General features: G+C 70.6%; 11 protein-coding genes. 3 read left to right on the forward strand and 8 right to left on the reverse strand.

All coding sequences use genetic code 11. From position 1 onward, the window contains the following. Window positions 1-92: 92 nt before the first annotated feature. Window positions 93-803, reverse strand: a complete 711-nt coding sequence (locus AB0C19_RS32545; RefSeq protein ID WP_357191599.1) for a DedA family protein — start codon at window positions 801-803, stop codon at window positions 93-95. Between the two features lie 213 nt (window positions 804-1016). Between AB0C19_RS32545 and AB0C19_RS32550 the strand changes: the two genes are divergently transcribed. Beyond that, complete coding sequence (locus tag AB0C19_RS32550) at window positions 1017-3869, forward strand: aconitate hydratase (protein ID WP_357191601.1); 2853 nt, start codon at window positions 1017-1019, stop codon at window positions 3867-3869. Between the two features lie 77 nt (window positions 3870-3946). Here AB0C19_RS32550 and AB0C19_RS32555 read toward each other — a convergent pair whose 3' ends face one another. After that, window positions 3947-4162: a hypothetical protein gene (locus AB0C19_RS32555; protein WP_196925525.1), complete on the reverse strand. Its 216-nt coding sequence runs from the start codon at window positions 4160-4162 to the stop codon at window positions 3947-3949. Window positions 4163-4328: 166 nt separating this feature from the next. Here AB0C19_RS32555 and AB0C19_RS32560 point away from each other — a divergent pair, with 166 nt between their 5' ends. Both AB0C19_RS32560 and AB0C19_RS32565 read left to right on the forward strand, forming a co-directional pair. Continuing rightward, window positions 4329-4583 (forward strand): type II toxin-antitoxin system prevent-host-death family antitoxin, encoded by a 255-nt coding sequence (locus tag AB0C19_RS32560; RefSeq protein ID WP_357191603.1) that lies wholly within the window; start codon window positions 4329-4331, stop codon window positions 4581-4583. Continuing rightward, a complete protein-coding gene (locus AB0C19_RS32565) occupies window positions 4580-4954 on the forward strand; it encodes a type II toxin-antitoxin system VapC family toxin (RefSeq protein WP_357191605.1) in 375 nt (124 codons plus the stop codon). Before AB0C19_RS32560 ends, AB0C19_RS32565 begins: the two co-directional genes overlap by 4 nt. A gap of 366 nt (window positions 4955-5320) precedes the next feature. Here the strand turns inward: AB0C19_RS32565 and AB0C19_RS32570 are convergent, their stop codons facing one another. From AB0C19_RS32570 to AB0C19_RS32595, 6 genes are all read right to left on the reverse strand, one after another. Further along, on the reverse strand, window positions 5321-6580 hold the full coding sequence (locus AB0C19_RS32570) for a sigma-70 family RNA polymerase sigma factor (protein ID WP_357191607.1): 1260 nt from the start codon (window positions 6578-6580) through the stop codon (window positions 5321-5323). 5 nt (window positions 6581-6585) lie between these two features. Then, a complete protein-coding gene (locus AB0C19_RS32575; protein WP_357191609.1) occupies window positions 6586-6921 on the reverse strand; it encodes a YciI family protein in 336 nt (111 codons plus the stop codon). A gap of 85 nt (window positions 6922-7006) precedes the next feature. Continuing rightward, window positions 7007-7618 carry an ATP/GTP-binding protein gene (locus AB0C19_RS32580; protein ID WP_196924375.1) on the reverse strand — a complete coding sequence of 204 codons (612 nt, stop codon included), beginning with the start codon at window positions 7616-7618 and terminating at the stop codon, window positions 7007-7009. Continuing rightward, entirely contained in the window at window positions 7599-7985 is a 387-nt protein-coding gene (locus AB0C19_RS32585; protein WP_030337267.1) for a DUF742 domain-containing protein, read from the reverse strand. Before AB0C19_RS32585 ends, AB0C19_RS32580 begins: the two co-directional genes overlap by 20 nt. Window positions 7986-7990: 5 nt before the next feature. Further along, window positions 7991-8413, reverse strand: coding sequence for a roadblock/LC7 domain-containing protein (locus tag AB0C19_RS32590; protein WP_203125012.1), 423 nt, complete (start codon window positions 8411-8413; stop codon window positions 7991-7993). 90 nt (window positions 8414-8503) lie between these two features. After that, window positions 8504-11062 (reverse strand): nitrate- and nitrite sensing domain-containing protein, encoded by a 2559-nt coding sequence (locus tag AB0C19_RS32595; protein ID WP_357191612.1) that lies wholly within the window; start codon window positions 11060-11062, stop codon window positions 8504-8506. Between the last annotated feature and the right edge of the window lie 109 nt (window positions 11063-11171).

Below are 11171 nucleotides of genomic sequence, written 5' to 3' on the forward strand. Positions count from 1 at the left end.
ATCGCCACCCGCGGCTACGCCACCAGCTGACCCCCACCACATGCCGAAGGGCCGGACCCCACCACGGGGCCCGGCCCTTCGCCATGCCTAGGTCAGTGCTCGTTGCCCGCCCGCATCGAATCGACACCGGGCGCATCCGCAGCCGGCTGACCGCCGGAAGGCACCTCGGCCGCCGTCAGGTCAGCGGCGCCGTCGGAGGCCGTGACGCGGTGCGCGCGGCGGCGCAGCCACCAGGTGCTGCCGAGCCCGGCGAGCACCGCGAGGACCAACCCGGCCCAGGAGATGTCCTTCAGCCAGTGTTCGGCCGCGCGGCCAACGGAGTAGAGCAGGTACGTCGTGCCGAAGGCCCAGACCAACCCGCCGGCCGCGTTGGCAACCAGGAAGCGGCGGTACGGCACGTGCAGCGCCCCGGCGAGCGGGCCGGCCAGGATCCGCAGCAGTGCCACGAACCGACCGAAGAAGACCGCCCAGACGCCGTGCCGCGCGAAGCTCTGTTCGGCACGGGCGAGCTGCGCCGGGCCGAGGTGCTTGGGGAAGCGCCTGCCCAGGCGGGCGAGCAGCGGACGACCGCCGCGTCGGCCGACGGCGTACCCGACGGAGTCGCCGACGATGGCGCCGAACGCCGCCGCGCTGGCCACCCACTCCGGCTCGACCACTCCGGTGGCGGCGAGCAGGGCGGAGCTGACCAGGACGATCTCGCCGGGCAGCGGGACGCCCATGCTCTCCACGCCGATCACGCCGGCGACGAGCAGGTAGACCACGCCCGGAGGCAGCGCCGAGAGCCAGTGCTGAACGTCGATCACTCGGCACCCCTTCCAAATCGGCCCCGACCCTACCCCGCCGTCCCGATGGTGCGGCATGGTCGTGGGTGACCCGACCCGTGACGCCAGGTTGCGCAGATAGCAAGACGGACGTACGGTTTTGTTGGAAGCGGAATCGGGCGGTAAGTGTCACCTAACCTCGGCGGCACCCGGACCGGTGCGACAGACTGCTCAGGACTACTCACGGTCGCTGGTGTGAAGGAGTACGACGTGGCGAGCCTCGACACCTTCGGTGCGAAGACCCAGCTACGCGTCGGAGACGCGAGCTACGAGATTTTCAAGATCGACAAGGTGGACGGCCAGGCTCGACTGCCGTACAGCCTGAAGATCCTGCTGGAGAACCTGCTGCGGACCGAGGACGGCGCGAACATCACCGCCGACCACATCCGCCAGCTCGGCGAGTGGGACTCCTCCGCCGCCCCGAGCGTGGAGATCCAGTTCACCCCGGCGCGGGTCCTGATGCAGGACTTCACCGGCGTGCCCTGCGTGGTCGACCTGGCCACCATGCGCGAGGCAGTGCGTGACCTGGGCGGCGACGCCAGCAAGGTCAACCCCCTCGCCCCGGCCGAGCTGGTCATCGACCACTCGGTCATCGCCGACCTGTTCGGCCGCGAGGACGCGTTCGCCCGCAACGTCGAGCTGGAGTACGAGCGCAACAAGGAGCGCTACCAGTTCCTGCGCTGGGGTCAGACCGCGTTCAACGAGTTCAAGGTCGTCCCGCCGGGCACCGGCATCGTGCACCAGGTCAACATCGAGTACCTGGCCCGCACCATCATGGAGCGGGGCGGCCAGGCGTACCCGGACACGGTGGTCGGCACCGACTCGCACACCACGATGGTCAACGGCCTGGGCGTGCTGGGCTGGGGCGTCGGCGGCATCGAGGCCGAGGCCGCGATGCTCGGCCAGCCGGTCAGCATGCTGATCCCCCGGGTGGTGGGCTTCAAGCTCTCCGGTGAGATGCCGGCCGGCACCACCGCCACCGACCTGGTGCTGACCATCACCGAGATGCTGCGCAAGCACGGTGTGGTCGGCAAGTTCGTCGAGTTCTACGGCCCCGGCGTGGGTGCCGTGCCGCTGGCCAACCGGGCCACCATCGGCAACATGTCCCCGGAGTACGGCTCCACCGTGGCGATCTTCCCGATCGACGCGGAGACGATCCGCTACCTGGAGCTGACCGGCCGCGACGTCGCGCAGGTCGCGCTCGTCGAGGCGTACGCCAAGGAGCAGGGCCTCTGGCACGACCCGGACGCCGAGCCGGACTACTCCGAGCGCCTGGAGCTGGACCTCGGCACCATCGAGCCGTCGCTCGCCGGCCCGAAGCGCCCGCAGGACCGGGTGCCGCTGGGCGCCGCGAAGACGCTGTTCCGCTCCGCGTTGACCGACTACGTGGCCGACGACTCCGTCGGTGAGCGTGACCTCAAGCCGGGTGTCCCCCGCGAGGAGCTGCCGCGCGGCGCCAACGGCCCGGCCGACGAGGCCAGCGCCGAGTCCTTCCCGGCCAGCGACCCGCCGGCCAACGAGTTCAGCGACCCGGCCGACGAGCCGCGCGACCTGGAGACCGCTGCGGTCGGCGCGGGTGGCCGCGCCAGCAACCCGGTTCGGGTCACCGGCGCCGACGGCGTCGAGTACGAGCTGGACCACGGCGCCGTGGTGATCGCCGCGATCACCTCCTGCACCAACACGTCCAACCCGCAGGTGATGATCGGTGCCGCTCTGCTGGCCCGCAACGCCGTGGAGAAGGGTCTGACCCGCAAGCCGTGGGTCAAGACCACCCTGGCCCCCGGGTCGAAGGTCGTCATGGACTACTACGAGCGGGCCGGTCTCACTCCGTACCTGGACAAGCTCGGCTTCAACCTGGTCGGCTACGGCTGCACCACCTGCATTGGCAACTCGGGCCCGCTGCCCGAGGAGGTGTCCGCCGCTGTCAACGAGCACGACCTGTCGGTGGTCTCGGTGCTCTCCGGCAACCGGAACTTCGAGGGCCGGATCAACCCGGACGTCAAGATGAACTACCTGGCGTCACCGCCGCTCGTGGTCGCCTACGCCCTGGCCGGCACCATGGACATCGACCTGGCCAACGAGCCGATCGGTGAGGACTCCGAGGGCAACCCGGTCTACCTGCGCGAGATCTGGCCGAACAGCGCCGAGATCCAGGACGTCATCGCCCAGGCGATCGGCGCCACCGGTTTCAGCGCCGCGTACGCCGATGTCTTCGCCGGCGACGAGCGGTGGCAGTCGCTGCCGACCCCGACCGGCGACACCTTCGCCTGGGAGAGCGACTCCACCTACGTGCGTAAGCCCCCGTACTTCGAGGGCATGCAGCAGGAGCCGAGCCCGGTCGTCGACATCTCCGCCGCCCGGGTGCTGGCCAAGCTTGGTGACTCGGTGACCACCGACCACATCTCGCCGGCCGGCGCGATCAAGGCGGACTCCCCGGCCGGCTCGTACCTGGCCGAGCACGGCGTGCCGCGCCACGAGTTCAACTCGTACGGTTCCCGCCGGGGCAACCACGAGGTGATGATCCGGGGCACCTTCGCCAACATCCGGCTGCGCAACCAGCTGGTGCCCGGGGTGGAGGGCGGCTTCACCGTCAACCACCTCACCGGCGAGCAGACCTCGATCTACGACGCCTCGGTGGCCTACCAGGAGGCCGGCATCCCGCTGGTCGTGCTGGCCGGCAAGGAGTACGGCTCAGGCTCGTCGCGGGACTGGGCGGCCAAGGGCACGATGCTGCTGGGCGTCCGGGCGGTCATCGCCGAGTCGTACGAGCGGATCCACCGCTCGAACCTGATCGGGATGGGCGTGCTGCCGCTCCAGTTCCCGGTGGACGTCACCGCCGAGTCGCTTGGCCTGACCGGCACCGAGACGTTCACCATCACCGGGGTGACCGCCCTGAACGACGGTGAGACCCCCCGCACCGTGCTGGTCACCACCGACACCGGCGTGGAGTTCGACGCCGTGGTGCGGATCGACACCCCCGGTGAGGCGGACTACTACCGGCACGGCGGCATCCTGCAGTACGTGCTGCGCCGCATGATCGCCAACTGATCGCGTACGGCTGATCGAGGGCCGCTCCCGCTTCGGCGGGGGCGGCCTTCGCCGTCCACGCCGAGGAGGGCTTGCGGTCAGAGCGCCCGGAGTCGCTCGTCTATCGCCGCATCCACCTGCCGAACGTCGTAGCCACGTAACCGCCGTCGCAGGGTCGCCGCCCGCAGCGCGTCTCGCGCGGCAGCCCGTGCCACAGCGCTGTCGGTAGCCAGAGCCCCATCGACCTCGGCGAAGAGACTCTCGACCTGACGCATGTCATAACCGCGCAGCGCAACCACGAATGGCAATTCCATGCGGCCACCATATCGATCACCGGTCGGGCCGACGGGATTGGCGACGGGGGTGCGACGTCACCAAGCTCCTTCCCGCCCTCGGCGGGAAGGAGCCTGTGTCGTTCCCGGGTCGTTCCTCGTTCCGAGCCCCGCCACGGGCTAACCTCTTAGCTAAGGAGGTGGCTCGGTGGCCAGTGAAGCTGCGGCGCAGTTCAACATTCACGATGCGAAGACGAACCTGTCACGCATCATCGAACGGGTCGAGCATGGCGAGGAGATCGTGATCAGCCGCGCTGGCAACCCGGTCGCCAAGGTCATTCCTCTTCGTCGTACGACACGCACCGGTCGCGGGTCTCTGCGCGGTTCGCTGGATCTCACCGGTGACTGGGATTCCGACGAGGTCAACGATGAGGTTGCTCGTGGCTTCGGGCTGTCCGGATGAGGCTCTTGCTCGACACGCACGTGGTGCTCTGGTGGCTAACCGACGACCCGCTCCTCGCTGCGGACATCAAGGACCGCATCGACACCGAACCCGATGTGTACCTGAGCCCGGTCACGCTGTGGGAGGTCGCGATCAAACAGTCGCTCGGCAAGTTGGCCGGTCCGGCCGACCTGGCCGAACGGCTCCGTGACGCCGAACTGCGGGAACTCCCCATCCGCCACGATCACGCCATCGCGGCTGGTCGGCTGCCGGCGATCCACCGGGATCCCTTCGACCGGATGCTGGTCGCGCAGGCCCTACACGAAGGGCTGACCCTGGTGACCCGGGACGACCGCATCCAGAAGTACGACGTGCCGATCCTGGTGGCGTGACTCTCGCTCGCTCGCTGACGGGGTCCTCGACCCGGTCGATCAGGGCCCGGCACCCGTCGGGGTGACCGCTCAGCGCAGCCGCGCGGGCCTCCTGGTCGGTGAGCGGCAGAAACCAGGGGAAACGACGGACGATGGCGACCGGATCGGGGCCCGCCCGGCTGGCCGCGCAGGTCGCGGATCGCCCGGCGGATGATCCGGAAAAACTCCGGCGGCCTGGACCCGGTTCCTGGTGTTGGCCAAGCGCGGCTGACACTCTCCGCGGTCGACCATGCGGCCCTACGGTGCAAGTCAGCACCCCATGATCGGCGAGGCGGTGCCGTCCAGATGACCGACGTACCGCTCCTGGTGGTGTGCGGCCGCTCCCCGCTACCGGTCGAGTTCGTCGGCCCGGTCGAGCAGCGCACGGCGCTCGGCTGTCGAGCCCACCGCTGCCGCCGCCTCCCGGAACAGTCCGGCCGCGCGTCTCCGCTCGCCCTGCCGGGCCACCAGATCGGCCTGCACCGCCACGGCGAGCGGATAGCCGTCCAGCCCGCCGCCGGCGCGCGCCGCGTCGAGCACTACCAACCCGGCGGCCGGCCCGTACGCGTAGCCGTGCGCGACAGCACGGTTGAGCGCGATCACCGGTGAGGGGCGCAGGTCGGCGAGCGCGTCGTAGGCCCGCGCGATCGTCGGCCAGTCGGTCTCGTCGGCCGAGGCGGCGGTGGCATGGCAGGCGGCGATCCGGGCCTGCCACGCGTACTGCCCGTCGTGGCGTACCCGATCGAGGGCGGCCCGGCCCTCGGCGATGGCGGCGCGGTCCCACCGGTAGCGGTCCTGCCGCTCAAGGGTGAGCAGGTTGCCGTCGGCGTCGCGGCGGGCGTCCCGACGGGAGTGTTGGAACAGCACCAACGCGAGCAACGCGGCGACCTCGGACTGGTCGGGCATCAGCCGGTCGAGCAGCCGGGCCAGCCGGACGGCCTCGTCTGCGAAGGCCGGCTCGCCGTCGGCGACGTAGCCCCTGGTGAACAGCAGGTACAGCACGGCGAGGACGCCGGGCAGTCGCTCGGTCAGCGCCGGCCCGTTCGGCACCCGGTACGGGATGCCGGCCTGGGCGATGCGGGTGCGCGCCCGGGTCAACCGGCGCGTCATCGTCGATTCGCTGACCAGCAGCAGGCGCGCGATGTCAGCGGTCGGCACGCCGCAGACGGTTCGCAGTGTCAACGCCACCCGGGCCTCGATGGCGAGCGCCGGGTGGCAGCAGGTGAAGATGAGGCGCAGCCGGTCGTCCACCACGTCCTGCCCCATTTCGGGCTCGGGCTGCGCCTCGTCTGGCGTGAGCAACGCCAGGTCGTGCAGCTTGCGCCGCTCCACCGTGGCCCGGCGCAGCACGTCGATCGCCCGGTTGCGCGCCACAGTCATGAGCCAACCGCCAGGGTTGGCTGGCACACCGTCGGTGGGCCAACGCTCCAGTGCGACTGTCAACGACTCCTGGGCGCAGTCCTCGGCCAAGGCCCAGTCCCCGGTCACCCGGATCAGGGTCGCGACGATCCGGGGGTACGCCTCGACGCCGGCTGCCGCGACGGCCTCCGCCGCCGCCGCGCCGGCCGGTGCCGGGGTGCGCACCGGCCGGCGCGGCGAGTTGGACAACCTCGTCAGTCGGACAGGTCCGCGAACGGACGCAGTTCCAGTCGCCCTTCGCGGGCCATCGGATGGGTGCGGGCCACCTCGATCGCCTCGTCCAGGTCGGCGCACTCGAGCAGGTCGAAGCCCACGATCACCTCGGCGGTCTCCGCGAACGGCCCCTCGGAGACGAGCAGTTCACCGTCGCGAACACGGACGGTGGTGGCCGCGCTGGTCGACGCGAACACGTTGCCGGTCAGGCGGCGGCCACGAGAGTCGTTCTCCGCCACCCACTTGTGGATGTCGGGAAGCTCGGTGGGGTCGGTGTCCGGCTCGGTGTCGCTGCAAACGAACATCATGTACTTCATCTGGTCGCTCCCTGGTTTCTCGGGGTGTCGCCAGCATGACGATCGGCGGGCGGCCTTCCGGACACCCTCCCCAGAAAAACTTTGGTCAGTCCCCGCTGGCGGCGCGGCGACGGGCCTCGCGGGTCTTCATGGCGTGCTCCATCAGCGTGACGAGCACCTCCTTGCTGGACTCACGCTGCCGAGCGTCGCAGAGCAGCACCGGCACACCCGGGTCCAGGTTCAGCGCGGCCTGCACCTCGTCGAGCCGGTACTTCCGGGCGTCCTGGAAGCAGTTCACCGCCACGACGAAGGGCGTGCCCCGACCCTCGAAGTAGTCGATCGAGGGGAAGCAGTCGGCGAGCCGGCGGGTGTCGGCCAGCACCACAGCGCCGATCGCCCCCAACGCCAGCTCGTCCCAGACGAACCAGAACCGGTCCTGCCCCGGCGTGCCGAACAGGTACAGCACCAGGTCGTCGCTGATGGTGATCCGGCCGAAGTCCATGGCCACTGTGGTGGTGGTCTTGCCCTCCACCCCGGACAGGTCGTCGATGCCGACCCCCGACTCCGTCAGCACCTCCTCGGTGCGCAACGGCCGGGTTTCGCTGACCGCGCCAACCATTGTCGTCTTGCCCACGCCGAAGCCGCCCGCGACCAGGATCTTGATCGCGGTGGGCAGTGGCGTCGCTCCCGCCGGCCGGTCAGAGTGCCCGTAGTCCATTGATTACCGCCTCGAAGATGCTGTTGTCGGGAAGACCGGCCGTGGTCTGCGGCTCGCGGACCTGCACCAGGCTGCGGGCCGCCAGATCACCGAGGAGCACCCGGATGGTGCCCACCGGCAGGTCGAGATGGGCGGCGATCTCGGCGACGGACTGTATGCGTTGGCACAGCCCGACGATCGCCAAATGCTCGGGACCGAGACCGACCTCGGGCGTGACCTCGGCTCGGGTCGCCGTGACCAGGGAGATCAGGTCGAATGTGCCGGTGACCGGGCGGGCCCGACCACGCGTCACCGCGTACGGACGCACCACCGGACCGGCGTGGTCATCCACCCACTGATGGTCTGCGGACTCCCCCTGGACCGTCATCGCCGCTACCTCTCGCCGACCTGCTGATCGGTGCCGCGCGACGGCGATGCGACGTACTTGCCGACGCGGGTGACCAGCATCGCCATCTCGTAGGCGATCAGGCCGACGTCGGCGTCCTCGCTGGCCAGTACCGCCAGGCAGGCGTTGCGGCCGGCCGCGGTGACGAACAGGAACGACGACTGCATCTCGATGATGGTCTGCTGCACCTGCCCACCACCGAAACGCTTGCCGGCGCCTCGGGCGAGGCTCTGGATGCCGGCCGCCATCGCTGCGAGGTGCTCGCCGTCGTCCCGGCTCAACCCCTGGGAGGAGGCCATCATGAGGCCGTCGGTGGAGAGCGCGACCGCGTGTTCGGCCTGCTTCACCCGGCCCACCAGGTCATCCAGCAACCACGTCAGGTCGGCGCTCGAAGCCGTCTTCTGGGTCACTTCGTCGTCCTCTTCTCGCCCGGCTGTGCGCCGTTGTTCGTCTGGGCTCGACCGTCACACCGCGCGGCAACCCGCGTCGTCGGTGCTCGGTCAGGTCGCTTGTGGATCCTCGTCGGTCGGCTCGGACGGCGTCGCCGCCGGGGTGCCGGAGGCGCCGCCGAGCAGCCGAGCCGCGTCGGTCCGCCCACGCCGGGTGCCGGTCTGGTAGGAGCTCATCATCCGGCGGACCTGCTCCGGTGGGCGCACCACATCCTCGTCGTCGGTTTCGGACACCGCCGGGTCGTCCCGCAACTCGGGAACGATGTTCGCCTGTCGGACCCGGACGGGCAGGCCGGAGTCGGTCCGCTCCGCATCGGCGCGGGCGGGCACCGGGCCACCGTCGCCGGCCGGGGCCGGCTCCGCGTCGGGGGTCTCCGGGCGGGTGCGGTCGACGGCGGGCAGGCCGGCTGGCACGGTCGGGGCTTCCAAGGCTGGCTGAGCCGGCCCGCGCCGGGCGCGGGTGGGCAGGTCGGGGGTGCCGGTCGCCGGGGTGGTCCGCTGTCGGGTGGGAAGAACGGTGTCCGCCTCGGCCTCCTCGTCCGTCGTCGGCGCGGTGGTGTCGGCCGGCATCGGCGCCGCCGAGGTCACCGCCACCTCCGACGGGGTGGTCGTCGGTGCGGCGAGCGCGACCGGTGCGAGGGACGCCGGACGGCCGCTGTCCGTGGCGGGCGCCGACGGCATCGCGATGGCCGAGCCGGTCCGGAACGACCCGGAGTCCTCCGGGGAGACGTCGGCCTCGGTGACCAGCTCCAGCGGGATCAGCACGACAGCCGTGGTGCCGCCGTACGCGGACTCCTTGAGCCGTACCCGCACGCCGTGCCGCTCGGTCAGCCGGCTCACCACGTAGAGCCCGAGGCGGGCGGCGTTGGCGAGATTCAGCTCGGACTGGTCGACGATCCGGTGGTTCGCAGCGGCCAGGTCCTCCTCGCTCATGCCGAGGCCCCGGTCCTCGATCTCGATGGCGAACCCGTTGGAGACCAGTTGACCGCGGACCTCGACGGTCGTGTGTGGCGGGGAGAACGACAGGCCGTTCTCGATCAGCTCGGCGAGCAGGTGGATGACGTCGCCGACCGCGCGTCCGGCGAGCGAGACCGGCCCGAGCGGCAGCACGTTGACCCGGGTGTAGTCCTCCACCTCGGCAACGGCGCCGCGCACCACGTCGACCATCGGGACGTTGCGCCGCCAGGCCCGACCGGGGGTGGAGCCGGAGAGCACGATCAGGTTTTCCGCGTTGCGCCGCATCCGGGTGGCCAGGTGGTCGACCCGGAACAGATCCTCCAGCTCCTCCGCGTCGTGCTCGCGGCGCTCCATCGCGTCGAGCAGGGTGAGCTGGCGGTGGACGAGCGCCTGCGTGCGTCGGGCCAGGCTCAGGAAGACCTCGCGGACGTTGCGACGCAGGTCGGCCTGCTCGACGGCGGTGCGCAGGGCGGTCTCCTGGACCGCGTTGAACGCCTTGCCGACCTGGCCGATCTCGTCGGTGCCGAACTCCAGCGGGGGCGCCTCGGTGGCGACGTCGACCTCCTCGCCTCGACCGAGCCGCTCGACCACGCGGGGCAGCCGCTCGTCGGCGAGCTGCCAGGCGGCCTGCCGCAGCCGCTCGAGCTGGCGCAGGAGCGTCCGGGCCGTGGTGATGGAGACGACGACCGAGGCGATGACGGCGAGCAGGCCGAGGCCGGTGGCGAGTACCAGCCGGACGACGACCATCACGGCGACGCCGGTGGCCCGGTCCACGATGCCCTCGCCGCCGGTGGTCACTGTGTCGTTCACCTCGGCCAGCGCCGGCTCGACAGTGCCCCGCCACTGCTCGGCGCCGACCGGCAGTTGGGTCGACGGCCGGCCCTCGCGGATGATGCTGTCCTGCACGGCGCGCAGTCGGGTGAACGCCTCACCCTCGACGAGCTGCTGGTAACGGCGCTGGTCGGCGTCGGCGAGGCGGACCCGGACCTCCTCGCCGAGGAACCGCTCCGCGGCGACCAGGCTGGTGTAACGGACGTACTCGGGCCCACTCATCCGGCCGTTGCCGAAGAGGCCGCTGAGCAGCGCGTCCTCCTGGGAGATCAGCTCCTTCATCCGGTTGAGCTGGATCAGGGCCCTGGCCTCGCCGGCGATCTGCTTGTCGTCCAGGCTGCCCGTCACGTCGTAGATCTGGAAGATCGACTCGATCGCGTCGGTGTACGACTCAGCGGCGGCGATCCGGTCGATCTTGCGGTCCAGCACCTCCGCGCGGGTCCGGTCCAGGGTGTTGACCTGGGCGATCGTCATACCGAGCTGGGTGTCCAGTGCGGAGCTGCCGGCGACGTCGACCTGCCAGTCGCGCACCGAGTCGGCGAAGTCGGCGGCCAGCTGCGCGGTCTTGCGGTGTTCGGCCTCGAGAGCCGTCCGCTGCGCGGCCTCGGGGTTGCTCAGGTACGCCTGGGTCAACCGCCGCTCCACCTGGAGCTCCTGCAACAGCGGCTCGCTCGGCGTGTAGACCTTGCTGTTGATCAGCTGGACACCGAGCAGGTTGAAGCCGTCGCGCAGGGTCACCCACGCCGCGAACATCCAGAGCGCGACCAGGGAGAGCAGCAGGGCAACAACCTTGGTGCGGATACTCGTACCGCGAGAACGCATTGAACCGTCCCAGGCCGGGCGTTGACTCAGCTCATCAACGAATGATCAGAGGGGGCGACGTCCCACCACAGCGGGGCATCCGGGGCTGAGGCTCTGCGTACGCTAGCAG

Source organism: Micromonospora sp. NPDC048842, assembly GCF_040649935.1.
In the GTDB taxonomy this organism is placed as follows: domain Bacteria; phylum Actinomycetota; class Actinomycetes; order Mycobacteriales; family Micromonosporaceae; genus Micromonospora; species Micromonospora hortensis.

Coding starts and splice junctions, on each gene's coding strand:
- AB0C19_RS32555 (WP_196925525.1), bottom strand. CDS start 4,162: ATGGAATTGCCATTCGTGGTTGCGCTGCGCGGTTATGACATGCGTCAG.
- AB0C19_RS32585 (WP_030337267.1), bottom strand. CDS start 7,985: ATGACGGTCCAGGGGGAGTCCGCAGACCATCAGTGGGTGGATGACCAC.
- AB0C19_RS32595 (WP_357191612.1), bottom strand. CDS start 11,062: ATGCGTTCTCGCGGTACGAGTATCCGCACCAAGGTTGTTGCCCTGCTG.
- AB0C19_RS32565 (WP_357191605.1), top strand. CDS start 4,580: ATGAGGCTCTTGCTCGACACGCACGTGGTGCTCTGGTGGCTAACCGAC.
- AB0C19_RS32580 (WP_196924375.1), bottom strand. CDS start 7,618: ATGGACTACGGGCACTCTGACCGGCCGGCGGGAGCGACGCCACTGCCC.
- AB0C19_RS32575 (WP_357191609.1), bottom strand. CDS start 6,921: ATGAAGTACATGATGTTCGTTTGCAGCGACACCGAGCCGGACACCGAC.